A 25,076-nucleotide genomic window follows, 5' to 3' on the forward strand; every position below is an offset into this window, starting at 1 on the left:
GGGGGCAAGCCCCCTTCCACATTTGAGCAGTGTTCAGGCCAGGTAGCCATCCGCGCGCAGCAGGGTTTCCAGGCAGTGTTCAGTGATGTGGTAGAACGCCTTGAGTTCCTGAATCTTCTCCAGCAACTGCGTATTGTCCACCGGCTCGTTACGCTTGACCGCGAGGATCATCTTGTTCTTGTTGGTGTGTTCCAACGAGATGAACTCGAACACTTTCGTCTCGTATCCACAGGCTTCGAGAAACAATGCTCGCAAACTGTCGGTAACCATTTCCGCTTGCTGGCCCAGGTGTAAACCGTATTGCAGCATCGGTTTGAGCAGCACCGGGCTCTGGATCTGCAAGCGGATCTGCTTATGGCAGCACGGCGAACACATGATGATCGACGCGCCGGAGCGGATACCGGTGTGGATCGCATAGTCGGTGGCGATATCGCAGGCATGCAGGGCGATCATCACGTCCAGCTCGCTCGGCGCTACGCTGCGTACGTCGCCGCATTTGAACACCAGACCCGGGTGTTCCAGGCGCGCAGCGGCGGTGTTGCACAGGGTCACCATGTCTTCGCGCAATTCAACGCCGGTAACTTCGCCTTCGGCCTTGAGGGTGTTGCGCAGGTAGTCGTGGATCGCAAACGTGAGGTAGCCCTTGCCCGAACCAAAGTCGGCGACACGCACCGGTTGATCCAGCTTCAGCGGTGACGAGGTCAGTGCATGGCTGAACACTTCGATGAACTTGTTGATCTGCTTCCACTTGCGCGACATCGACGGGATCAGCGCCTGCTTGGAATCGGTCACGCCCAGGTCGGCGAGGAACGGCCGGCTCAGATCGAGGAAGCGATTCTTCTCACGGTTATGCTCCGCCGAAGGTGCCTCGCGCAGTTGCTGTGGCTTGCTTTTAAACAGCGAGCTTTTGTTCTTCTTGCTGTATTCCAACTGGGCTTCGTCGGTCAGCGACAGCAAGTGCGCATTCTTGAACGACGCCGGCAGCAGCTCGGCAATCGCCGCCACGCCGTCGGCCAGCGGCAAGTTCTTGGTGATGTCACGGGTCTTGTAGCGGTAGACGAAGGACAGGCATGGCTGCTCCTTGACGGTCACCGCCTTGATGATCAGCCGCTGAAGCTCGGCTTCGTCACCGACGTACTTGGCAAGCACCAGCTTGATAAAGGCGTTCTGCGCAAGGCTTGTGCTCAACAGTTCGATGAACTGGGCGTGATGATCCGGCGCAGGGCGGACAGGTTGAGCGGTGACGGACATGAACAAAAACGCCTCGGGCTGGGAATGCCGGGCATTTTAGGGGGGATAGTCCACCAGGGCACGGAGTTATTTGACCAGTGGTCACCGCAGACTCAAATGTGGGAGGGGGCTTGCCCCCGATAGCCGTGGATCAGTTGGAACATCGTTGACTGACACTCTGCAATCGGGGGCAAGCCCCCTCCCACATTTTCAGCCAGTGGTGGCGGGACTATTCCAGTACGACCAGCCGGTTTGGCAGTTCATTGCGGGTCTGCGTTACCGGCACATGCACCTTCAGCAATTCACCGCATGCATCGATACACGCAATAAACCCAGCCAGCGTCTGCCCCTGTTTCACCTGCTGGGTAAACGCCCTGACGATCCCATCCCAATGACTGTCATCCAGGCGGCTGGAGATGCCATCGTCCACCAGGATTTCCACATAACGCTCCGCCTCGCTGACAAAAATCAGCACCCCGGTACTGCCCAGCGTGTGGTGCAGGTTCTGCTCCAGAAACTGCCGGCGCGCCAGGTTGGAAGCGCGCCAGTGCCGCACGGAGCGCGGGATCAAGCGGGTCGTGACCTTGGGCAAGCGGAACACCAGGCACAACACGATGAACGTCGCCCATTGCGCCAGCAGCAAGGTGTACATGGTCAGGTAGCCGGACAGGTAATGCACCACACCCGGCACCACCAAGGCGATCAAGCTGGCCCACAACAAGGGGATGTAGGCGTAATCGTCGGCACGCGCGGCCAGCACGGTAACCAACTCGGCGTCGGTCTGTTGCTCGACCCGGGCAATCGCCTCAGCGACTTGGCGTTGCTCGTGTTCAGTCAGTAATGCCATGGTTGTACATGCTCTTTTCTAGTTATTGTCATCACCAGCCACCTGAAGCACCGCCGCCGCCGAAGCCGCCACCGCCGCCGCGAAAACCACCGCCGCCACCGCCTCCCCCGCCGCCGCCGCGTCCACTGCTGCTGAGAATCGCCAGCAGGATCGCGCCCACCGGCAGGCCCATACGGTTGCAAAGCCACAACACGCCAATCAGCAGGATAACCAGGCCGATGGAAAACCCGGGATTATCCTTGGCAAAATTGGCATCGGCCACATGGGCCGGTACCGCCAATGGCTCACCGCCCACCACCTGGATCATCGCGGCCACCCCGTCGCTGATGCCCTGGCTGAAATTGCCGGTTTTGAATTTGGGGGTGATCACCTGGTTGATGATCACCCAGGACTGCGCATCGGTCAGCACGCCTTCCAGGCCGTAACCGACTTCGATGCGCAATTTGCGCTCATCGCGGGCGACGATCAACAGCGCGCCGTTGTCCTTGCCCTTCTGGCCAATGCCCCAGTGGCGCCCCAGTTGATAACCGAAGTCTTCAATAGGCACGCCTTGCAGGTCAGGCACGGTGACCACCACGATCTGGTCGCCGGCGGTTTGCTCCAGCGCCTGCAACTGCTGGGACAACTGCGCGCGCACCGCCGGGTCGATCATCTGGGCGTTGTCGACCACCCGTCCGGTCAACTCCGGGAAGGTCAGCGCTGCCTGGGCCACGCCCACGCAGGCCAGCAGCCACAGTGCCAGCCCTATCCGTAATAAGCGCATCGGCTTACTTGAACTTCACTTGCGGTGCTTTATCGGCATCGGCACTGGTGGCTTCAAACGTTTGGCGGATCGGCAAGTCGCTGTACATCACGCTGTGCCACAGACGACCTGGGAAGGTGCGGATCTCTGTGTTGTAGGCCTGCACGGCCTGGATGAAATCACGACGGGCCACGGCGATACGGTTTTCGGTGCCTTCAAGCTGGGATTGCAGGGCCAGGAAGTTCTGGTTGGCCTTAAGGTCCGGGTAGCGCTCGGACACCACCATCAAGCGGCTAAGCGCGCCGCTCAAACCGTCCTGGGCTTGCTGGAACTGTTTGAGTTTCTCGGGATTGTCGAGGGTGCTGGCGTCGACCTGGATCGAGGTGGCCTTGGCCCGCGCTTCGATCACGGCGGTGAGGGTGTCTTGTTCATGGGCAGCGTAGCCTTTGACCACTTCCACCAGGTTAGGGATCAGGTCGGCGCGGCGTTGGTATTGGTTCTGCACCTGGCCCCAGGCGGCTTTGGCCTGTTCGTCCAGGGTGGGGATAGTGTTGATGCCGCAACCGCTCAGCACCGTGCTGATCAATAGCAAAGCTGCGGCTTTGAAGCCCAAGCGGTAACTTTGTGCTGCTTGCATGGTGTCTCTCCTGAGCAATCTTGATGGAATTTGACGACTGACCCTATAAACCGCGCGCTTGGGGCATAATCCGCTCCCACTACTGGATTGCATCGAATCATTCAGCTAAAAAGATGCCCAGCGCAAATAAGAGTTCAGAAGTGTGGTGCATTTTCTGCAATAACACTCGAACAACAACATATGTTCCCCACATTTTGGCAGAACAGCGCATGTTTGCTGTGCAGTGAGCCGAAAAAGGATATTCATGAAGAAGCTGTGTTTGCTCGGCCTTGTTGCCACGCTGGCCACCCACCCCGTCTGGGCAGAAACAAAGCCTGCTGCGCTTAAAGACAAGGACGCCTTCGTCAGCGACCTGCTCAAGCAGATGACCCTCGATGAGAAGATCGGCCAATTGCGCCTGATCAGCATCGGCCCCGAAATGCCCCGCGAGCTGATCCGCAAGGAAATCGCCGCCGGCCGCATCGGTGGCACGTTCAACTCCATCACCCGCCCGGAAAACCGTCCGATGCAGGACGCGGCCATGCGCAGCCGCTTGAAGATCCCGATGTTCTTCGCCTATGACGTGATCCACGGTCACCGCACCATCTTCCCGATCAGCCTGGCCCTGGCCTCCAGCTGGGACATGGACGCCATCGGCCGCTCCGGGCGCATCGCTGCACAGGAAGCCGCCGCTGACAGCCTCGACATCACCTTCGCGCCGATGGTCGACATCTCCCGCGACCCACGCTGGGGCCGTACCTCCGAAGGTTTCGGCGAAGATACCTACCTGGTGTCGCGAATCGCCGAAGTCATGGTCCGGGCCTTCCAGGGCGCCAGCCCCGCAAATGCCGACAGCATCATGGCCAGCGTCAAGCACTTCGCCCTGTACGGCGCGGTGGAAGGCGGCCGCGACTACAACGTGGTCGATATGAGCCCGGTCAAGATGTACCAGGACTACCTCCCGCCGTACCACGCGGCGATCAAGGCCGGCTCCGGCGGCGTGATGGTGGCGCTCAACTCGATCAACGGCGTGCCTGCCACTGCCAACACCTGGCTGATGAACGACCTGCTGCGCAAGGACTGGGGCTTCAAAGGCTTGGCCGTCAGCGACCATGGCGCGATCTTCGAACTGATCAAGCACGGCGTGGCCAAGGACGGGCGTGAAGCCGCGAAGCTCGCGATCAAGGCCGGCATCGACATGAGCATGAACGACTCGCTGTACGGCAAGGAATTGCCTGGGCTGCTCAAGTCCGGTGAGATCGAACAGAGCGACATCGACAACGCCGTGCGCGAAGTGCTCGGCGCCAAGTACGACATGGGCCTGTTTAAGGACCCGTACCTGCGCATCGGCAAGGCCGAGGATGACCCGGCAGACACCTATGCCGACAGCCGCCTGCACCGCGCCGAGGCCCGCGATATCGCGCGCCGCAGCCTGGTATTGCTGAAAAACCAGAACAACACCCTGCCACTGAAAAAATCCGCGACCATCGCGCTCGTGGGCCCACTGGCCAAGGCGCCGATCGACATGATGGGCAGTTGGGCTGCAGCCGGTAAGCCGGAGCAATCGGTGACCCTGCTCGACGGTTTGAATGCGGTCATCGGCGAGAAAGGCAAGATCATCTACGCCCGTGGCGCCAACATCACCAACGACAAGGCCGTGGTGGACTACCTCAACTTCCTCAACTTCGATGCCCCGGAAGTGGTGGATGACAAGCGCGCACCGCAGGTGCTGATCGATGAGGCCGTCAAAGCGGCCAAGGATGCCGACGTGATCGTCGCGGCCGTGGGTGAGTCCCGTGGCATGTCCCACGAATCGTCGAGCCGCACCGACCTGAACATCCCGCAAAGCCAGCGCGACCTGATCAAGGCGCTTAAGGCCACCGGCAAGCCGCTGGTGCTGGTGCTGATGAACGGCCGCCCGCTGTCGATCCTGGAAGAGAACCAACAGGCCGACGCGATCCTGGAAACCTGGTTCGCCGGCACCGAAGGCGGCAACGCCATCGCCGACGTGCTGTTCGGTGACTACAACCCGTCGGGCAAGCTGCCGATTACGTTCCCCCGCTCCGTGGGCCAGATTCCGACCTACTACAACCACCTGACCATCGGCCGGCCGTTTACCCCAGGCAAACCGGGCAACTACACCTCGCAGTACTTCGATGACACCACCGGGCCGCTGTTCCCGTTTGGTTATGGCCTGAGCTACACCACGTTCAGCCTGTCGGATATGGCGCTGTCGTCCACCACCCTGAACAAGACTGGCAAGCTCGACGCCAGCGTCACGGTGCGGAACACCGGCAAGGTCGACGGCGAAACCGTGGTGCAGATGTATATCCAGGACGTCGCGGGTTCGATGATCCGTCCGATCAAAGAACTGAAGAACTTCCAGAAAATCATGCTCAAGGCTGGTGAAGAGCGCACCTTGCACTTCACCATCACCGAGGAAGACTTGAAGTTCTACAACACCCAGCTCAAGTACGCGGCGGAACCCGGCGAGTTCAATGTGCAGATCGGCCTGGACTCCCGGGATGTGCAGCAGCAGACGTTCGAACTGCTCTAACGCCTGACACGGTCAAACAATATGGGAGGGGGCTTGCCCCCGATTGCGGTGTACCAGCCAGCATATCTGGAGCTGAGTCATCGCTATCGGGGCAAGCCCCCTCCCACATTTGATCTCAGTGTTCTTGCTAGCCGCGTCGGTCCAGCACGTTCACCACCAACCGATCAATCCACCCCCACACCCGCTGCTTCACCCGCCGCCACAACGGTCGCGCCTTCCAAGCATCCAGGCTCACCGCCTGACTCTGGGCAAAATCCCGTTCGAAACTGCCTTCGACCGCCAGCGTCAATTCCGGGTCCAACGCTTCAAGGTTGGCTTCCAGATTGAAGCGCAGATTCCAGTGGTCGAAGTTGCACGAGCCGATGCTGACCCAATCGTCCACCAGCACCATTTTCAGGTGCAAAAAGCACGGCTGGTATTCAAAAATCTGCACGCCCGAGCGTAATAAGCGTGGGTAATAGCGATGCCCGGCGTAACGCACCGACGGGTGATCGGTACGCGGGCCGGTGAGCAGCAAACGCACATCCACCCCACGCACTGCCGCCCGGCGCAAGGCACGGCGCACGCCCCATGTGGGCAAGAAATACGGCGTGGCCAGCCAGATTCGTGTCTTGCTGCTGTTGAGCGCGCGGATCAGCGATTGCAGGATGTCGCGGTGCTGACGGGCGTCCGCATACGCGACACGGCCCAGTCCCGGGCCGGTCGCTGGTACTTTGGGCAGGCGCGGCAAGCCGAAATGGGTGGCCGGTTTCCACTCACGGCGCGCCACGTTGGCGTGCCATTGGCGATCGAACAGCGCCTGCCAATCCAGCACCAGCGGGCCGCTGATCTGCACCATCACTTCGTGCCATTCGGCGGTGTCTTCGCCCGGCGTCCAGAATTCATCGGTGACGCCTGTGCCGCCGACCACGGCGATATTCTGGTCGATAAGCAGCAGCTTGCGGTGGTCGCGGTACAGGTTGCGCATCCAACGGCGCCAGCTCAGGCGATTGTAGAAACGCAGCACCACACCGGCATCGGTCAAACGCTTACGCAGTCCCAGGGTGAACGCGAGACTGCCGTAGTCATCGAACAGGCAACGCACCAGCACGCCACGTTCGGCGGCGAGCACCAAAGCCTGCACCAGCGCTTCGGCGCACGCGCCCGCCTCCACCAAGTACAACTCAAGATCCACCTGGCGCTCAGCGCGGGCAATGCCCACGAGCATTTGTGGAAAGAAATTCGGTCCGTCGATCAACAACTCGAAACGGTTGGCGCTGCGCCACGGGAACACCGCGCCGCTCACGTCAGCGCGCCGTAAAAATCAGCACCGCACCCACCGGCACCGACAAGCTGATCGACTTGAGCCCCGCCGCTTCACGCAATGCCGCCACACCCGGTGCCAGGTCGAAGTCCTCGGCGTGCAACACCACAGGTTCCAGGGTCACCACCTGGAAACGCCGGTCATCCAGGCGCGTGGCCAGGAGTTCTGCGCTGTAGGTCTGGGTTTTGCCGTGCAAGGTGACGTTCAGTGGCAGGCGCAATTCCAGTTGCGCGCCGGGGGCCAGGTCATTGATCGGTTGCAGGTTGATCTGTGCACTGATCAGCGCATCAGGAAAAGTCTTGATCTCGAAAAGCTGATTGCGCATACGCTCGTCACGCAGCGGGATGCTGCTGTTGACCGACTCCAGCTCCACTTCCAATTGCGCCGCGCCCTTGCTGTCGACCCTACCGTGCAGCACCAGGAAGCGATGGACTTCAGCGATCTCGGTGTTTTTGGTGGTGACGAACGACAGGCGCGAGGACTCGTTGTCCAGGTACCAATCGGCGTGGGCGGGTACGGCGGCAGCGACCAGCAGGGCAAAGGCCAGGGGTTTGATAACAGACGCGTTGAACATTAAGGACTCGTGGGGAAAAAACCTGCACGAACCTTAAGCGCAATGTCACAAGCGGCGCAAATCCAATGTGGAAGCGAGACGGGTCAAGGACTCAGGCGACAGCCCTGGCGGTCGCCGAACCAGCGTGCACGGTGCGTACGCCCCAACCCGCTCGCCGTCACTTCACTGCGCTCCGGGTTATCACTGAACGCACTGGTGGGCACGTACTGCTTCACATATCCCCGGCAATAATCGGCTGGATTGTTCGCCACATACCGGCACGAGCAATACTCCTTGGCGGTATACGCCGCAATGATGTCGGGGAAGGCTTGCAGGTTAACGCGCTCGTGCCAGATCCAACCCAGCAGGCCCAGGACCAACAGTAAAAAGACACTGGTAAACGGCCGACGACGGATCATGGTTGCACCGCCGCGAGCACGCGTTTGAGCAGTTCGTTGTGGCGGTAGCTGCCGTCGCGATCGTCGCCGTAACGCACGATCACCAGGTGTTCGGTGGGCATCACGTACAGCGCCTGGCCCCAATGGCCGAGGGCGGCAAAGGTGTCGGCGGGGGCGTCGGGCCAGGGTCGCGGGGTGCCCTGGTTCAGCCACCAATGACCGCCAGGGACGGCTTCGTCCTGACCGGCCTTGTAGTTGGCGAAGGGCTGGCGGTTGAAAGCCACCCAGTCTTCAGGCAGCAATTGTTGCTCGCCCCAGCGACCGTCCCGCGCCATCAGCAAACCGACGCGGGCCAAATCGCGCGCGGTCAGGTAGGCATAGGACGAGGCGACGAAGGTTTCATCGGCATCGGTTTCCCACGTGGCGTTGCGAATGCCCAGCGGCTTGAACAGCGCATCCCACGGGTAACTCATATAAGCCTTGTGACCCAGCATGCCTTTGAGCGCGGCGGACAAAATATTGCTGTCGCCGCTGGAATAGCGGAAGACCTGGCCCGGTGCACTGAAGGATTCGGTATTGGCGGCGAACTCAGCCATATCGGCACGGCCACGGGTATAGAGCATCGCCACCACCGAGGATTTCAGCGGGGCGTATTCGTAGTCTTCCTGCCAGTCCAGGCCCGAGGCCCAGTGCAGCAGGTCGGCCATGGTCACCGTGGGATGTTGCTTCATCGGCGGGTAGAAGCGCGCCACCGGGTCAGTCAGTTTGAAGCGATTATTGCCATAGGCGACGCCCAGAACAGTGGCCATCAGGCTCTTGCTGATAGACCAGGTCAGGTGCGGCGTGTCGGCGGTGGTGGGCGCGGCGTAGCGTTCATAGATGATCTGGCCGTCGCGGATCACCAGCAGCGCATCGGTTCGAACGCCTTGGCGAGTGGCATCGTCACGCGGCGGGAACGCGTAGGCATCCAGTGCTTGGGTGGCGGGCCCGGCGAGCGGCGTGCCCTTGGCCCAGTCCTTGTCGGGCCAGGTGTCGGCGCGGGCGGTAACGGTGGCAAACAGCAGGGCAACGCACAGCAGGCCTCTGACCATGGACACAGACTCAAGGGGGCATTCAAGCCCGCGAGCCTAGCCGAGGGTGATGACAGATTTGCGACAAAGGGGCTGTCATCCAAGCGTCACCATAACTTCATGGAGATGACACCGAGCCTACATAGCCTGAGTTTGGACAAACAAGTCGACCGGCCGGAACGTGGCTGGCACTCGGAGATTCGCCATGACTCAGATCGCCCGCATCAGCGACACCGGCAATGAACGCCGTCTGCAAGCCGAACGCCTGGTTGGCGCACAAGCGTTGCAGGAAGCCCAGGCCCTGCGGTTCAACGTATTCAGCGGCGAGTTCAACGCCAAGCTGAAAGGCGCGGAACTGGGTCTGGACATGGATGACTATGATGTTCACTGCAGCCACATCGGCGTGCGGGATTTGAACAGCGGACGACTCGTCGCCACCACCCGTTTGCTCGACCACCAGGCTGCCAGCACCTTGGGCCGGTTCTACAGCGAAGAAGAATTCAGCCTGCACGGCTTGCTGCACCTGCAAGGCCCAATCCTGGAAATCGGCCGCACCTGCGTCGACCCGGCCTACCGTAACGGAGGCACCATCGCTGTGCTGTGGGGCGAGTTGGCTGAAGTCCTCAACCAAGGCGGCTATAGCTATTTGATGGGCTGCGCGAGCATCCCGATGCACGACGGCGGCATCCAGGCCCACGCAATCATGCAGCGCCTGCGCGAACGCTACCTGTGCAACGAACACCTGCGCGCCGAACCGAAAAAACCGCTGCCGGCGCTGGACCTACCGACCAACGTAATCGCGGAGATGCCTCCGCTGCTCAAGGCCTACATGCGGCTGGGCGCAAAGATCTGCGGCGAGCCGTGCTGGGATGAAGATTTCCAGGTGGCCGACGTGTTCATCCTGCTCAAGCGCGATGAGTTGTGCCCGCGTTATGCGCGCCACTTCAAGGCGGCCATGTGATGAGCCGCCTGCGCGTGTACGGGCGCATTGCCCGCGTGCTGGTGGTCGTGGCGCTGGGTTTAAGCATGGCCAGTGTGTTTGGTGTGTTCGAGCGCTTGGGCATCGCCAACTCCATGGTGCGGCGCCAGCGTTGGTCGCGATTCTTTATGGCGCGGCTGACCAACGCCCTGCCCTTTCGCGTGACCGTGCACGGTGAGTTGCCGACGCAGCCGATGCTGTGGGTGAGCAATCACGTGTCCTGGACCGATATTCCTTTACTGGGCGCGGTGGCGCCGATGTCGTTCCTGTCCAAGGCGGAAGTGCGCACTTGGCCAGTGGCGGGATGGTTGGCAGCCAAGGCCGGTAGCCTGTTTATCCGTCGTGGTTCGGGCGACAGCCAGTTGATCCGCAAGCAGATGACCCGTCACCTGGAACAACGGCATCCGTTGCTGATGTTCCCCGAAGGCACCACCACCGACGGGCGCAGCCTGCGTACCTTCCACGGACGCTTGCTGGCCAGTGCGATTGATGCGGACGTGGCGCTTCAACCGGTGGCGATTCGTTATCTGCGCGATGGGCAAGTGGACCCATTGGCACCGTTTATTGGCGATGATGATTTGCTGTCGCACCTAATGCGCTTGTTCGGCAATGATCAGGGCGATGTGGAGATCCATGTGCTCAAGCCGATTGCCTGCGCCGGGCAGGAACGCGCGGCGCTGGCGCATCAGGCGCAGCAGGCGGTGCAGAGGGCGTTGTTTGGGCCGGTGCCGGAGACTGAACAAGTAGCGACGCGACCAGCCTTTGCCGCGTGATATGAGCCAGACACTGTTCCAAATGTGGGAGGGGGCTTGCTCCCGATAGCAGTGGATCAGCCAGCATCAGTGGTGGCTGGCACACCGTAATCGGGAGCAAGCCTCTTCCCACATTTAGCTTTGTGTTGTCAGGTGGTTATGCGCGAAGGCTTGCAGTTCGGGGTAGAAGATCCGGAAGTCTTCACTCAACGGCTCATACAACTCACGCAATTCCTGCATCGCAAACCCTAATTCCTGGGGTTGTGTCAGCCGTCGCGAAATCCCCCGCAGCACCTGCTCCATCACCGCAAACTCGCGGTACGAACCCAACCAATCATCCGCCGCCATATACGGCGCAATCTGCGCCAAGCGCCCCGGCAACTGCGGTTCGGCCGCCAGCACGCGGTACACCTGCGAAGTGAAGTGCTCCAACGGTTGGTCGGCATACAGCGCCCAGTCCCGCGCCAGGCAGTGATCGAAAAACACGTCGAGGACGATTCCCGCATAACGCCTGCGGGTGAGGCTGAAACGCGACAACGCCTCTCCCACCCGCGGGTGACTGTCGGTGAAGCGGTCGATGGAGCGATGCAGCTGGATCGCCGTTTCGATGGGCGGGCTGAACTGGCCCTGCAGGCGACCTTTGACGAAATCGCCATAGAGGCTGCCCAGCAGTTGTGCAGGAAGTTGGCCGCCCAGGTGCAGATGTGCGAGATAATTCATGGCGCGCAGTCTAGCACTGCCGTCAACGTATCGTTATAACCCGATATACCGATTTGGGCTGAGTTAAGACCAAAATCATATTGGTATATCGAGATATAACGATTTAAGGTTCGCCTCATCGCGATATAACGCTTTACGACACTGAGCACCTGCCATGTCCATCGACCTCGACGAAATAATAAAAGCCCTGGCGCACCCAGTACGACGAGACATCCTCACCTGGCTCAAAGACCCGAAAGTGCAATTCCCCGAGCAACTGCATAACCACGAATACGGCATCTGTGCCGGTCAGATCGACCAACGCTGCGGCTTGTCCCAGTCGACCGTGTCGGCCCACCTGGCCACCTTGCAACGGGCGGGTTTGATCAGCAGCCAGAAGGCCGGGCAGTGGCACTTCTTCAAACGCAACGAGGAAACCATCCAGGCCTTCCTTGCGGCGCTCACCACAGAACTCAGCGCTGACGACAACGCAGCGCTGTAACAAGGAAACCCAAATGCCCCTCTCGCTACTCATACTGGCCCTGAGCGCCTTCGCCATCGGCACCACCGAGTTCGTCATCATGGGCCTGTTGCCCGATGTGGCGGCAGACCTCGGCGTGTCGATCCCCGGCGCCGGCTGGCTGGTCACCGGTTATGCCTTGGGCGTGGCCATTGGCGCGCCCTTCATGGCACTGGCCACCGCCAAGCTGCCGCGCAAGGCCGCACTGGTAGCGTTGATGGGCATCTTTATTGTCGGCAACCTGCTCTGCGCCCTGGCCAGCGACTACAACGTGCTGATGTTTGCCCGCGTGGTTACCGCGCTATGCCATGGCGCGTTCTTCGGGATCGGCTCGGTGGTGGCGGCCAACCTGGTGCCCGCCAACAAACGCGCTTCGGCCGTGGCATTGATGTTCACTGGTTTGACCCTCGCCAACGTACTCGGCGTGCCGCTGGGCACCGCGCTGGGCCAGGAAGCCGGCTGGCGCTCGACCTTCTGGGCGGTGACGGTGATTGGTGTGGTGGCGTTGATCGGCCTGATCCGCTTCCTGCCAGCCAAGCGTGACGAAGAAAAACTCGACATGCGCGCCGAACTGGCCGCCCTCAAAGGTGCCGGCATCTGGTTGTCGCTGAGCATGACTGCGCTGTTCGCAGCATCGATGTTCACCCTCTTCACCTATGTTGCGCCGCTGCTCGGCGATGTCACCGGCGTGACACCAAAAGGCGTGACCTGGACCCTGCTGTTGATCGGCCTGGGCCTCACCGTGGGCAACATCATCGGCGGCAAACTGGCCGACAAACGCCTGGCCGCAACCTTGATCGGCGTGTTTATCAGCATGGCGGTGGTATCCACCGCACTGACCTGGACCAGCGTCGCGGTGATCCCGACTGAAATCACGCTGTTCCTCTGGGCTACCGCGTCGTTTGCCGCTGTCCCTGCGTTGCAGATCAACGTGGTGACCTTCGGCAAGGCCGCACCGAACCTGGTGTCCACCCTGAACATCGGCGCCTTCAACATCGGCAACGCCCTCGGCGCCTGGGTCGGCGGCAGCGTGATCGCCCACGGCTTCGGCCTGACCAGCGTGCCTCTGGCGGCAGCGGCCCTGGCGATCCTGGCGCTGCTGGTGACCCTGATTACTTTCCGTCAGGGCGGCGATGCCGACCTGGCCCCTGCGACCAACTGATCAACTTCAAAGAGAAGGGTGTTTTCCCATGACGACTATTTTCGATCCGATCACACTGGGCGACCTGGAACTGTCGAACCGCATCATCATGGCGCCGCTGACCCGCTGCCGCGCTGATGAAGGCCGCGTACCCAACGCACTGATGGCTGAGTACTACGTGCAACGTGCGTCCGCCGGGCTGATCCTCAGTGAAGCCACCTCCGTGACCCCGCTGGGCGTGGGCTACCCGGACACCCCAGGCATCTGGTCCAACGACCAAGTGCGCGGCTGGGCCAACGTGACCAAGGCGATTCACGGCGCGGGCGGCAAGATCTTCCTGCAACTGTGGCATGTGGGTCGTATCTCCCATGAGTCGTACCTGAACGGCGAAACTCCGGTGGCGCCGAGTGCGATCCAGCCAAAAGGCCACGTCAGCCTGGTTCGCCCACTGGCCGACTACCCTACCCCGCGCGCCCTGGAAACAGCTGAAATCGCCGACATCATCGACGCCTACCGCACCGGTGCCGAAAACGCCAAGGCCGCTGGTTTTGACGGCGTGGAAATCCACGGCGCCAACGGCTACCTGCTCGACCAGTTCCTGCAAAGCAGCACCAACCAGCGCACCGATAACTACGGCGGCTCCCTGGAAAACCGTGCACGCCTGCTGCTGGAAGTGACCGACGCAGCCATCGAAGTCTGGGGCGCCGGGCGTGTGGGTGTGCATTTGGCACCGCGTGCCGACTCCCACGACATGGGCGACGATAACCTCGCGGAAACCTTCACCTACGTCGCCAGCGAACTGGGCAAACGTGGCATCGCCTTCATCTGCTCCCGTGAAAAAGAAGGCGCGGACAGCCTCGGCCCACAACTGAAAAAAGCGTTCGGCGGCGTATACATCGCCAACGAACGCTTTACCAAAGACAGCGCCAATGCCTGGCTGGCCGAGGGCAAAGCGGATGCGGTGGCTTGGGGCGTACCATTCATTGCCAACCCGGATCTGCCAGCACGTCTGAAGGCCGATGCGCCGCTCAACGAAGCACACCCGGAAACCTTCTACGGCAAGGGGCCGGTGGGTTACATCGACTACCCGACCCTGCCGCTTTAATCGGCCGAAACTAAAACCAAATGAGAAAGGGGGCTTGCCCCCGATGGCGGTGCGTCAGTCACTGTATGTGTTGACTGAACCACTGCCATCGGGGGCAAGCCCCCTTTCACGTTGTTGGCGACCTACAGGTTCTGGCTACATTGCTTCACAGAACCGCAACAAAATCCCTACAAAATACTTAGGCGGCTACCTATCAACCGCCCACCAGCCCGTATATAAAGTCATCCCACCAATCAGGCAGAAGGACGATTGACCGTCCTTAAGCTTTACTGTTGACACAACCTGATGCAATTACGCATTTTGTTTCAATTGCGCAGGCTCGGGCTCAGACGCAGCATGTCTAGCCCTGCATCTACCCAGCGCTCGGCTTCCTGATGCAATTGGAAGCTGTCGGGGACCAACAGCCACTGGCCAATCAGCCCGTTGATGTAGGCATGCATGCAAACGGCACCGCGGGTGGTATCGAGGTTTTCCGGAAGTTGCCCGCGATGGACCGCATTACGCAGAGTCAGGCCGATGCGCAGATTGCATTCCAGACTGTGGGTCTGGCGCTGGCGGCGCATGTCGCACATTTCATCGGTGAATTCGCACTTATGAAACAGAATCTCATTGATGCGGCGGGTTTTCGGGTCCAGGGCCACTTGATGAAACAGATGAATCAGCAGCTTGCGCATGCACCCCAGTGGATCGAGTTCGTCCTCGCTCTCACTGGCCCTGGCCAATTCGTCCAGCGGCTCATGCAAAGTGTCGAGCAGCGCCTGCAACAGGTCGGACTTATTGCTGAAGTGCCAGTAAATCGCGCCCCGCGTCACGCCGGCCAACGCGGCGATGTCCGCCAGCGTCGTACGCGCGACGCCGCGATCGTAAAAGGCTTGCTCGGCGGCTTGAAGAATTTGGCTGCGCGTTTCCTGAGCTTCCTCTTTAGTGCGACGAACCATGGCAGTAGAACCTCAATCAGGACACTTGAGACTATCGTTAACGCAACGTTAATAGACGCGAACGATCATCTGAATATTTGTGGGACGACACCGTCATGGGTGCCGAACGTAATGGAATCGAGGCTTCGGGTGTTGCTTTGTCAACATTGCGCGAAGCCTGTCAAGAGTTTACAAACAACCATGAACGTAAGTATATTGCGTAGCAAGCTACTTATCTACTCACAGCCTGTTTTTTACCCTTCCACCCTTCTTGTGCGCACCCTGCGCGCCTGACCCGAGGATCTTCATGCAACTTAAGCCAGCTGTTACCGCTCTGGTCACTGCCGTCGCCCTGGCATCGCTGCTCAGCGGATGTAAAAAGGAAGAAGCGGCTCCGCCCGCTCAAATCCCTCAGGTCGGCGTGGTCACCCTTCAACCGCAAGCCTTTACTCTGACATCCGAGCTACCAGGCCGCACCACCGCCTACCGCATCGCGGAAGTTCGCCCTCAGGTCAACGGCATTATCCTCAAGCGTCTGTACAAAGAAGGCGCCGACGTGAAGGAAGGCCAGCAGCTGTATCAGATCGATCCGTCGGTCTATGAGGCCACCCTGAAAAGCGCACAAGCCACGCTGACCCAGACCAAGTCCATCACCGATCGCTACAAGCAGTTGGTTGATGAACAAGCCGTCAGCCGTCAGGAATACGACACCGCCGTCGCGAACCGCATGACTGCCGAAGCAAACGTTCAAACCGCCCAGATCAATGTGCGCTACACCAAGGTGTACGCGCCGATTTCCGGGCGTATCGGCCGTTCTGCCGTCACCGAAGGCGCGCTGGTCAGCAATGGCCAGGCCGATGCGATGGCCGTGATTCAGCAACTGGACCCGATCTACGTCGACGTCACACAGTCGTCGGCTGAAATGCTGAAACTGCGCCGCGACTTGGAAAGCGGCCAGCTGGAAAAAGCCGGTGCGAATGCCGCCAAGGTCAAGTTGACCCTGGAAGACGGCAGCGATTACGGCCAGGACGGCAAGCTGGAGTTCTCCGAAGTCTCGGTCGACCAGACCACCGGCTCGGTCACCCTGCGCGCAGTGTTCCCTAACCCTGACCACACCCTGCTGCCGGGCATGTTCGTACACGCCCAATTGCAAGCCGGTGTGAACAGCAAGGCCATCCTGGCACCGCAGCAAGGCGTGACCCGTGATCTCAGGGGTATTCCAACAGCGCTGATCGTCAACGCCGACAACAAGGTCGAGCAGCGTGAACTGGTGGCCAACCGCACCGCCGGCGCCTACTGGCTGGTGGAAAAAGGCCTGAACGCCGGGGACCGCCTGATCACCGAAGGGCTGCAGTACGTCAAGCCGGGCGCTGAGGTCAAGGTCAAGGACGCTGACAACGCCAAGCCCGCAGGTTCCGCTGCTGCTCCTGCTGCCGCTGCTGGCAAAGGGGAGTAATCCATGTCGAAATTTTTTATCGACCGTCCCATTTTCGCCTGGGTAATTGCCCTGGTGATCATGCTGGTCGGGGCACTTTCGATCATGAAGTTGCCCATCAACCAGTATCCAGCCATTGCGCCGACCGCCATTGATATTCAGGTGACCTACCCAGGCGCGTCCGCACAAACCGTGCAGGACACCGTGGTACAGGTCATCGAGCAACAGCTCAACGGTATCGACAACCTGCGTTATGTTTCCTCGGACAGTAACTCCGACGGCAGCATGACGATTACCGTGACGTTCAACCAGGGCACTAACCCGGACATCGCCCAGGTTCAGGTGCAGAACAAGCTGAACCTGGCGACCCCACTGCTGCCGCAAGAAGTGCAGCAGCAGGGTATCCGCGTGACCAAGTCGGTGAAGAACTTCCTGATGGTAATCGGTCTGGTGTCGGAAGACGGCAGCATGACCAAGGACGACCTCTCCAACTACATCGTCTCGAACATCCAGGACCCGATTTCACGGACCGCTGGTGTGGGTGACTTCCAGGTGTTCGGTTCGCAGTACGCCATGCGTATATGGCTTGACCCGGCAAAGCTGAACAATTACCAGCTTACGCCGGTGGATGTCAGCACGGCGATTTCCGCACAGAACGTACAGGTGGCCACCGGCCAACTGGGCGGCCTGCCTGCCCTGCCCGGCACCCAGTTGAACGCCACGATCATCGGCAAGACCCGCCTGCAGACGGCCGAGCAGTTCGGCAATATCCTGATGAAGGTCAATACCGATGGTTCACAGGTACGCCTGAAGGATGTCGCCCGTATTGAGCTGGGTGGCCAGAACTACAGCATTGCTGCGCAGTTCAACGGCAAGCCCGCTTCGGGTATGGCGATCAAGCTGGCCTCGGGCGCCAACGCGCTGGACACCGGCAAAGCCATCCGCGCCACCGTGGCGTCGCTCGAACCGTTCTTCCCGCCTGGCATGAAGGCCGTGGTGCCCTATGACACCACGCCTGTAGTGACCGAATCGATCTCCGGTGTCGTCGACACCCTGGTCGAAGCGATCGTGCTGGTGTTCCTGGTGATGTTCCTGTTCCTGCAGAACTTCCGCGCCACCATCATCACCACCATGACGGTGCCGGTGGTATTGCTGGGTACCTTCGGGATCCTGGCCGCGTTTGGCTTCACCATCAACACCCTGACCATGTTCGGCATGATCCTGGCCATCGGCTTGCTGGTGGACGATGCCATCGTGGTGGTCGAAAACGTTGAGCGGGTAATGGCCGAGGAGCACTTATCGCCGAAAGACGCGACGATCAAATCCATGGGCCAGATCCAAGGCGCCCTGGTGGGTATTGCCCTCGTACTGTCGGCGGTACTGTTGCCGATGGCGTTCTTCGGTGGCTCCACCGGTGTGATCTACAAACAGTTCTCCATCACCATTGTCTCGGCGATGGCGCTGTCGGTACTGGTAGCCCTGATCTTCACCCCGGCCTTGTGCGCCACCATGCTCAAGCCGATCGACCCCGAGAAGCACGGCCAACCCAAGCGTGGTTTCTTCGGCTGGTTCAACCGCACCTTCGACCGTGGCGTACTGAGCTACGAGCGCGGCGTGGGCAACATGATCAAGCACAAGATCCCGGCGTTCCTGGTGTACGCGCTGATCATCGCCGGCATGATCTGGCTGTTCATGCGCATCCCTGCTGCGTTCCTGCCCGATGAAGACCAGGGCGTGATCTTTGCCCAGGTGCAGACGCCAGTCGGCTCTTCGGCTGAACGGACGCAAAAAGTCATCGACGATATGCGCGCGTTCCTTCTCAACGACAAGGAAGGCGAGCCGGGCGAAGGCAAAGGCGTGAAATCGGTGTTTACCGTGAACGGCTTCAACTTCGCCGGTCGTGGCCAGAGTTCGGGCCTGGCCTTCGTGATGCTCAAACCGTGGGGCGAGCGTGATGCTTCCACCTCGGTATTCGAGATCGCCAAGCGCGCCCAGGGCTACTTCATGCAGACCTTCAAGGACGCCATGGTATTCGCCATCGTTCCGCCGTCTGTACTGGAACTGGGTAACGCCACCGGCTTCGACGTGTTCCTGCAAGACCAAGGCGGTGTCGGCCATGACAAACTGATGGCGGCACGTAACCAGTTCCTGGGTATGGCAGCACAAAGCAAGATCCTGGCAGGTGTGCGCCCTAACGGCGTGAACGATGAGCCGCAGTACGAACTCACCGTTGACGACGAAAGGGCCAGTGCCCAAGGCATCACCCTGTCGAGCATCAACCAGACCCTGGCGATTGCCTTGGGTGGTAGCTACGTCAACGACTTCATCGACCGCGGTCGGGTGAAGAAGGTGTACGTGCAAGGTGAAGCCGCCAGCCGGATGTCCCCGGAAGACCTGAACAAATGGTTCGTGCGCAGCGACTCCGGGAAGATGGTGCCGTTGTCGTCCATCGCCTCGGGCAAGTGGATCTTCGGTTCGCCAAAACTCTCGCGTTACAACGGTGTGGCGGCGATGGAAATCCTCGGTACGCCGGCACCGGGTTACAGTACCGGTGACGCCATGGCCGAAGTCGAACGCATCGCTAAGCAATTGCCAGCGGGCGTGGGCTACGCCTGGACGGGCCTGTCGTATGAAGAACGCCTCTCCGGCTCCCAGGCGCCGGCGTTGTATGCGCTGTCGCTGCTGGTGGTGTTCCTGTGCCTCGCGGCACTGTACGAAAGCTGGTCGATCCCGATCGCAGTGATCCTGGTGGTTCCGCTCGGCGTGGTGGGTGCGTTGATCGCCACCAGCATGCGCGGCTTGTCCAACGACGTGTTCTTCCAGGTGGGCTTGCTAGTGACGGTGGGTCTGGCGGCGAAGAACGCCATCCTGATCGTGGAGTTCGCCAAAGAGCTCCACGAACAAGGCAAAGGCATTGTCGAGTCCGCCATCGAAGCATCGCGTATGCGCTTGCGTCCGATCATCATGACCTCCATGGCGTTCGTCCTCGGCGTACTGCCGCTGGCGATCTCCTCGGGCGCCGGTTCAGGCAGCCAGCACGCGATCGGTACCGGCGTAATTGGCGGTATGATCACGGCCACTGTCCTGGCGATCTTCTGGGTGCCACTGTTCTTTGCAACCGTGTCCGCCGCGGGCGAGCGTAAAAAGACTGAACCTAAGCAAACTCCTAAAGAGGCTGGCCAATGAGCAAGTCGCTACTTTCCCTAGCCGTCACCGCCTTCGTGCTCAGTGGCTGCTCGCTGATACCTGACTACCAGCGCCCCGAAGCGCCGGTGGCGGCACAGTTCCCGCAGGGGCCCGCGTATTCGCCGGCCCAGGCGCCGAACCAAGCCGCTGCCGAGCAGGGCTGGAGGCAGTTTTTCCATGACCCTGCCCTGCAACAGCTGATCAAGACTGCGCTGGAAAACAACCGTGACTTGCGCGTTGCTGCCCTGAACATCGATGCCTATGCCGCGCAGTACCAGATCCAGCGCGCCGATCTGTTCCCGGCCGTATCGGCCACGGGCAGCGGCAGCCGTTCGCGTACGCCGGCCAAGCTGTCGCAGACCGGTGAAGCGACCATTGCCAGCCAGTACTCGGCTGGCTTGGGGATCAGTTCCTACGAGCTGGACCTGTTCGGCCGTGTCCGCAGCCTGAGTGAAGAAGCGCTGCAGAAGTACTTCGCCACCGAAGAAGCGCGGCGCAGCACCCAGATCAGCCTGGTGGCCAGTGTGGCCAATGCCTACCTGACCTGGCAGGCCGACAAGGAACTGCTCAAGCTCACCCAGGACACCCTGGGCGCGTTCGAGCAGAGCTTCAAACTGACCTCGCGCAGCAACGAAGTCGGCGTGGCCTCGGCCCTCGATCTCAGCCAGGCCCGCACGTCGGTGGAAAACGCCCGCGTGCAACTGGCGCGTTATACCCGCCAGGTGGCCCAGGACGAAAACAACCTGACCCTGCTGCTGGGCACCGGCCTGCCGGCGAATATCGCCAGCAAGCCACTGTCGGATGACCTGCTCAGCGACGTGCCGGCCGGGTTGCCATCGGACCTGCTGCAACGTCGTCCCGATATCGTGCAGGCCGAGTACAACCTCAAGGCGGCCAACGCCAACATCGGCGCGGCCCGTGCAGCGTTCTTCCCGAGCATCACCCTGACGGCCAGTGCGGGCACCGCAAGCCCGACCCTGGGCGGTCTGTTCAAAGGCGGTTCGGGCACCTGGTCGTTTGCACCGCAGATCAACATCCCGATCTTCAACGCTGGTAGCCTGCGCGCAAGCCTGGACTACTCGAAGATCCAGAAAGAGATCAACGTGGCGAACTACGAGAAAGCCATCCAGACCGGCTTCCAGGAAGTCTCCGACGGCCTCGCCGCCCGTGAGACCTACAAGCAGCAACTGGATGCCCAGCGTGGCTTCGTCGGGGCCAACCAGGATTACTACCGCCTGGCTGAGCGTCGCTACCGCATTGGTGTCGACAGCAACCTGACCTTCCTCGACGCACAACGCCAACTGTTCAGTGCCCAGCAATCGCTGATCACCGACCGCCTGGCGCAGCTGACCAGCGAGGTCAACCTGTACAAGGCTCTCGGCGGCGGCTGGAACGAGCAGACGGCGAAGAATGAGCCGTTGAAAGAAGAAGCACCGGCGTTGAAGTTGTTCTGACAATGGCGCTGTGAAAAACCGCTTCCCTCATCGGAAGCGGTTTTTTTATGCCCGCCGTTATTGTGAACGGGCTCACCCCCCTCACCACAGAACATCCTCTCGCCTTGCTTTCCCGACAACCTTTCAGGCTAAAATTGGTCACAGATTCTTACAGACCACAGAGGGAGCTTGTCGTAATGATCGTAGGAATCGACCTGGGAACCACCAACAGCCTCGCGGCCGTCTGGCGTGGGGATGCCGCTGAACTGGTGCCCAATGCCCTTGGCCAGTTGTTGACCCCAAGCGTGGTCGGGCTGGATGATCAAGGCCGTGTCCTGGTAGGCCAGGCCGCCAAAGAGCGCCTGCACACCCACCCGCACCTGACGACTTCGCTGTTCAAGCGCTACATGGGCAGCGCCACTGAAGTGCGTCTGGGTGATCGCTCGTTCCGCCCCGAAGAACTCTCGGCGCTGGTACTCAAGAGCCTCAAGGAAGATATCGAACGTACCTACGGCCACCCCGTCACCGAAGCCGTCATCAGCGTGCCCGCCTACTTCAGCGATGGTCAGCGCAAAGCCACGCGCATCGCCGGTGAATTGGCGGGGCTCAATGTTGAAAAACTGATCAACGAACCCACCGCCGCCGCCCTCGCCTACGGCCTGCACCAGCGCGACAAAGAGACGTCATTCCTGGTCTTCGACCTAGGCGGCGGCACCTTTGACGTGTCGATCATCGAACTGTTCGACGGCGTAATGGAAGTACGTGCCAGTGCCGGCGACAACTTCCTCGGTGGCGAAGACTTCGACACCCTGCTGCTGGAACACTTCGTCGACAGCCAGCGGAATGCCGACGGTTTCCCGCCCACCAACAGCGTACTGCAGGCCCTGCGCCGCGAAGCCGAACGTGTGCGCAAAGCCCTGGGCCAGGACGACAGCGCCGAGTTCGCTCTGCGGGTCGATGGCCAACAGTGGGTGCAGACCATCACTCAACAGGAAATGGCCAAGCTCTACACACCGCTGCTGGAACGCCTGCGCGCACCGATTGAACGCGCCCTGCGCGATGCACGGATTCGCGTCAGCGACCTCGATGAAATCCTGCTGGTGGGCGGTACCACGCGCATGCCGCTGGTGCGCAAACTCGCCGCCGGATTGTTCGGGCGCTTCCCGTCGATCAGCCTCGACCCCGACCAAGTGGTCGCCCACGGCGCCGCGATCCAGGCCGCGCTCAAAGCCCGTTCCGCTGCGCTTGAAGAAGTCGTTCTGACCGACGTGTGCCCCTACACCCTGGGCATCGAAACCTCGAACCAGTACGGCGGCCATATCGAAAGCGGCCATTACCTGCCGTTGATCGAACGCAACAGCAGCGTACCGGTGAGCCGGGTCAAAAGCGTGGTGACGCTGCACGACAACCAGAGCCAGGTGCTGCTGAAGATCTACCAGGGCGAAAGCCGTCTGGTGAAAGACAACATCGAACTGGGCCAACTGGACATCGCGGTACCCAAGCGCAAGGCCGGTGAAGTCTCGCTGGACGTACGCTTCACCTACGACAACAACGGCCTGCTGGAAGCCCAGGTGAGCATCCCCCTGACCGGCGAGCAGCACTCGCTGGTGATCGAAAACAACCCCGGCGTACTCAGCCCACAGGAAATCCAGCAACGCCTGCAAGCCCTGGCGCAGCTGAAAGTTCACCCGCGCGACCAGCAGGTCAACACCGTGCTCACCGCGCGCCTCGAACGGCTCTACCAGGAAAACCTCGGCGAGCTGCGTGAGCAACTCGGCCACTGGGCCGCACAGTTCCAGCAGATACTCGACACCCAGGACGAACGCCGCATCCGCGAGGCCCGCAGCGAACTGACCCGGCAACTTGAGCAGCTCGACAACGGGTTCTGGCGCTGAGGGCACACTCATGGATTGCTGGAGCGTGCTGCAACTGCCGGAAGACGCCGACGAACGTGCCATCAAGCGCAGCTATGCGCGGATGCTGAAAAACTGTCGCCCGGATGACGATGCCAAAGGCTTCCAGCGCCTGCGCGAAGCCTATGAACAAGCGCTGAGTGAAGTACGCTGGCGGGCTGATAACGAAGAGGAAGAACACGTCCAGGCGCCCGTGGCCGAAGCGGTCTACGGAAACCTGAATGACCTGACCGAACTGATGGACCTCAGCCCCGTCAGCCCTGCGCCCTTCGAGCCACTCACAACAGCCCCAGCCCAGGCACTGCTCAATGGCCTCAACGCGCGTAACCTTGATGAACGCTGGGCCCAGGCTCAGCGACAGGGCTGCACCGATGCGTTCCAGGCCGGCCTGTTGCGCCATTGCTTCGAAGCACCGGGCGAACGCAGCGCCATCGCCGGTTGGGCCGCGCAACACCTGGAATGGCTGACCCCCTGGCAGCAGGTGGCAATGACGTCCTGGCAATACGAAGCGCTGACCGGCGAGCTGCTGCAAGACTACCGCCGCACCCTGCAGGAACTGCTGGAGCAAAAGGCCGAGCGCGAATTCATCACCCAGCTCACGCAGTACAACGACCAACCCTGGCTGCAGGTGTTCGACCTGCAACAGCAGTGGCAGCGCATCGTCCTGCACCTGTTGCATGACACCCAATGGAGCGTGCCGCTGTTCGAGCGCGTGTGCCAGGCATTCGGTTGGGACGACCAGAAAGGCGTCTACCCGGAACCGGCGTGGATGTGGCGCGAATTGGTGTCGCGTTGCGAACAGGAAAGCTTCTACGCCAACCTGCAAGACAAGGCCCGGGACACGACATGGAAATCCGCCGACGCCATGGCGGCGCGCCTGTTGCTCACGCCAATGTCGGCGACGCAACAAAAACAGATGACGCAGAGCTTCGACAGTAATGCCTGGAACGCCTGCCAGCATCTGGCCGAAGTTCTGGCCTGGCGCTACCCGCAGTTGGTTGAGCGGCTTCCCCAGGCCAATGTATTTTTTTGGCGAGAATTCCTCCCCAGGCCGGTCTCCCATCAAAGTTGGATACGGGTATGGGGTGGCCTGGCGCTGGCAGCCGCCTTGGCCGTTTCCCCACATACAAAAATGGATAGGCTCAGCGACGCCGTCATTGTGGTGATACTGACCTTTGCTCCGGCCATTATCGGCATCCGTGGCACTCAGTTGTGGGCTGTCTTGACATCACACCTGATCGTCCAGGACCTGTGGCTCAGCAAGCGCCTGCTGCCGTCACGGTTCAACCCTCATCAACACTGGCTGGTGCTGCGCCACGGCATTCCTCAAGTGGGCATGCTGCTGATGTTCGGCTTACTGCTGGGCGTGATGGGCATGCTGACGTACGTGGGAATGATCGGCATACATCTGTTTCACCGCAGGCGTATCGGCAAAGTGAATGAGTATGTCGAGCACTTTTACCCTTGGGTAAGCGGCTTGCATTGGGCGCACTGGAGTCCGCTGCAGGTGGCTTTCCTGGCCGTGATGGCAGCGATCACCCTACTCTGCCAGAGGTACTTGCCAGAGATCCCGTGGACGAGCCTGCTCTACTTCCTCTGAGCCATTGAACCGACGCCTCCCTGGCAAAGGGAGGCCCGGTAACTTGCGTTCGATCATCGCCCACAACCCGCCCGCCCCCG

Annotated in this window: 21 protein-coding genes; 11 read left to right on the forward strand and 10 right to left on the reverse strand. The window is 60.8% G+C overall.

Translation table 11 applies throughout. The annotated features are described in order from the left end of the window. Nucleotides 1-33: 33 nt before the first annotated feature. From ACKZ62_RS21530 to ACKZ62_RS21545, 4 genes are all read right to left on the reverse strand, one after another. Nucleotides 34-1,251, reverse strand: coding sequence for a class I SAM-dependent methyltransferase (locus ACKZ62_RS21530; RefSeq protein WP_122755715.1), 1,218 nt, complete (start codon nucleotides 1,249-1,251; stop codon nucleotides 34-36). 208 nt (nucleotides 1,252-1,459) lie between these two features. Continuing rightward, nucleotides 1,460-2,077, reverse strand: a complete 618-nt coding sequence (locus ACKZ62_RS21535; RefSeq protein WP_032888481.1) for a TPM domain-containing protein — start codon at nucleotides 2,075-2,077, stop codon at nucleotides 1,460-1,462. Between the two features lie 31 nt (nucleotides 2,078-2,108). Further along, on the reverse strand, nucleotides 2,109-2,840 hold the full coding sequence (locus ACKZ62_RS21540; protein WP_095184050.1) for a TPM domain-containing protein: 732 nt from the start codon (nucleotides 2,838-2,840) through the stop codon (nucleotides 2,109-2,111). Between the two features lie 4 nt (nucleotides 2,841-2,844). Continuing rightward, a complete protein-coding gene (locus ACKZ62_RS21545; protein WP_447095807.1) occupies nucleotides 2,845-3,456 on the reverse strand; it encodes a LemA family protein in 612 nt (203 codons plus the stop codon). Between the two features lie 244 nt (nucleotides 3,457-3,700). Between ACKZ62_RS21545 and bglX the strand changes: the two genes are divergently transcribed. Continuing rightward, the gene (gene bglX, locus ACKZ62_RS21550; RefSeq protein ID WP_179179422.1) at nucleotides 3,701-5,992 is read left to right on the forward strand and encodes a beta-glucosidase BglX; all 2,292 of its coding nucleotides are present in this window, start codon (nucleotides 3,701-3,703) and stop codon (nucleotides 5,990-5,992) included. A 127-nt stretch (nucleotides 5,993-6,119) separates the two neighbouring features. On the opposite strand, the gene ACKZ62_RS21555 is transcribed toward bglX, so the two are convergent. The 4 genes from ACKZ62_RS21555 to ACKZ62_RS21570 all read right to left on the reverse strand — a co-directional run bounded on the left by ACKZ62_RS21555 (nucleotide 6,120) and on the right by ACKZ62_RS21570 (nucleotide 9,337). Further along, complete coding sequence (locus ACKZ62_RS21555) at nucleotides 6,120-7,277, reverse strand: phospholipase D-like domain-containing protein (protein WP_447095808.1); 1,158 nt, start codon at nucleotides 7,275-7,277, stop codon at nucleotides 6,120-6,122. A 1-nt stretch (nucleotide 7,278) separates the two neighbouring features. Further along, complete coding sequence (locus ACKZ62_RS21560; RefSeq protein ID WP_447095809.1) at nucleotides 7,279-7,869, reverse strand: YceI family protein; 591 nt, start codon at nucleotides 7,867-7,869, stop codon at nucleotides 7,279-7,281. A gap of 83 nt (nucleotides 7,870-7,952) precedes the next feature. Continuing rightward, complete coding sequence (locus tag ACKZ62_RS21565; RefSeq protein ID WP_095184047.1) at nucleotides 7,953-8,267, reverse strand: amidase; 315 nt, start codon at nucleotides 8,265-8,267, stop codon at nucleotides 7,953-7,955. Beyond that, nucleotides 8,264-9,337: a serine hydrolase domain-containing protein gene (locus ACKZ62_RS21570; protein WP_447095810.1), complete on the reverse strand. Its 1,074-nt coding sequence runs from the start codon at nucleotides 9,335-9,337 to the stop codon at nucleotides 8,264-8,266. The genes ACKZ62_RS21565 and ACKZ62_RS21570 overlap by 4 nt, the downstream gene beginning before the upstream one ends. 184 nt (nucleotides 9,338-9,521) lie before the next feature. On the opposite strand from ACKZ62_RS21570, the gene olsB reads away from it, so the two are divergent. Together olsB and ACKZ62_RS21580 are read left to right on the forward strand one after the other, a co-directional pair. Then, nucleotides 9,522-10,277 carry an L-ornithine N(alpha)-acyltransferase gene (olsB, locus tag ACKZ62_RS21575; RefSeq protein ID WP_032888332.1) on the forward strand — a complete coding sequence of 252 codons (756 nt, stop codon included), beginning with the start codon at nucleotides 9,522-9,524 and terminating at the stop codon, nucleotides 10,275-10,277. After that, nucleotides 10,277-11,068 (forward strand): lysophospholipid acyltransferase family protein, encoded by a 792-nt coding sequence (locus tag ACKZ62_RS21580; protein ID WP_181644501.1) that lies wholly within the window; start codon nucleotides 10,277-10,279, stop codon nucleotides 11,066-11,068. The genes olsB and ACKZ62_RS21580 overlap by 1 nt, the downstream gene beginning before the upstream one ends. Nucleotides 11,069-11,182: 114 nt before the next feature. On the opposite strand, the gene ACKZ62_RS21585 is transcribed toward ACKZ62_RS21580, so the two are convergent. After that, nucleotides 11,183-11,767 carry an acyl carrier protein phosphodiesterase gene (locus tag ACKZ62_RS21585; RefSeq protein ID WP_032888337.1) on the reverse strand — a complete coding sequence of 195 codons (585 nt, stop codon included), beginning with the start codon at nucleotides 11,765-11,767 and terminating at the stop codon, nucleotides 11,183-11,185. Between the two features lie 154 nt (nucleotides 11,768-11,921). On the opposite strand from ACKZ62_RS21585, the gene ACKZ62_RS21590 reads away from it, so the two are divergent. The 3 genes from ACKZ62_RS21590 to ACKZ62_RS21600 are packed head-to-tail and all read left to right on the forward strand — an operon-like array spanning nucleotide 11,922 to nucleotide 14,512. After that, complete coding sequence (locus tag ACKZ62_RS21590) at nucleotides 11,922-12,248, forward strand: ArsR/SmtB family transcription factor (RefSeq protein WP_012722694.1); 327 nt, start codon at nucleotides 11,922-11,924, stop codon at nucleotides 12,246-12,248. A 13-nt stretch (nucleotides 12,249-12,261) separates the two neighbouring features. Continuing rightward, complete coding sequence (locus tag ACKZ62_RS21595) at nucleotides 12,262-13,428, forward strand: MFS transporter (protein ID WP_095184044.1); 1,167 nt, start codon at nucleotides 12,262-12,264, stop codon at nucleotides 13,426-13,428. Between the two features lie 28 nt (nucleotides 13,429-13,456). Beyond that, nucleotides 13,457-14,512, forward strand: coding sequence for an alkene reductase (locus tag ACKZ62_RS21600; protein ID WP_032888343.1), 1,056 nt, complete (start codon nucleotides 13,457-13,459; stop codon nucleotides 14,510-14,512). Nucleotides 14,513-14,817: 305 nt separating this feature from the next. Here the strand turns inward: ACKZ62_RS21600 and ACKZ62_RS21605 are convergent, their stop codons facing one another. Beyond that, entirely contained in the window at nucleotides 14,818-15,450 is a 633-nt protein-coding gene (locus ACKZ62_RS21605) for a TetR family transcriptional regulator (protein ID WP_032888346.1), read from the reverse strand. Nucleotides 15,451-15,736: 286 nt separating this feature from the next. On the opposite strand from ACKZ62_RS21605, the gene ACKZ62_RS21610 reads away from it, so the two are divergent. The 5 genes from ACKZ62_RS21610 (at nucleotide 15,737) to ACKZ62_RS21630 (ending at nucleotide 24,996) form a co-directional block, all read left to right on the forward strand. After that, entirely contained in the window at nucleotides 15,737-16,885 is a 1,149-nt protein-coding gene (locus ACKZ62_RS21610; RefSeq protein WP_032888349.1) for an efflux RND transporter periplasmic adaptor subunit, read from the forward strand. 3 nt (nucleotides 16,886-16,888) lie between these two features. Beyond that, on the forward strand, nucleotides 16,889-20,050 hold the full coding sequence (locus ACKZ62_RS21615) for an efflux RND transporter permease subunit (RefSeq protein ID WP_032888352.1): 3,162 nt from the start codon (nucleotides 16,889-16,891) through the stop codon (nucleotides 20,048-20,050). Further along, entirely contained in the window at nucleotides 20,047-21,504 is a 1,458-nt protein-coding gene (gene adeC, locus ACKZ62_RS21620) for an AdeC/AdeK/OprM family multidrug efflux complex outer membrane factor (RefSeq protein WP_447095811.1), read from the forward strand. Before ACKZ62_RS21615 ends, adeC begins: the two co-directional genes overlap by 4 nt. A gap of 176 nt (nucleotides 21,505-21,680) precedes the next feature. Then, on the forward strand, nucleotides 21,681-23,378 hold the full coding sequence (locus ACKZ62_RS21625) for a molecular chaperone HscC (RefSeq protein ID WP_099601347.1): 1,698 nt from the start codon (nucleotides 21,681-21,683) through the stop codon (nucleotides 23,376-23,378). A gap of 10 nt (nucleotides 23,379-23,388) precedes the next feature. Beyond that, nucleotides 23,389-24,996 carry a J domain-containing protein gene (locus ACKZ62_RS21630; protein ID WP_447095812.1) on the forward strand — a complete coding sequence of 536 codons (1,608 nt, stop codon included), beginning with the start codon at nucleotides 23,389-23,391 and terminating at the stop codon, nucleotides 24,994-24,996. Nucleotides 24,997-25,076: the final 80 nt, after the last annotated feature.

Source organism: Pseudomonas sivasensis (assembly GCF_052938085.1).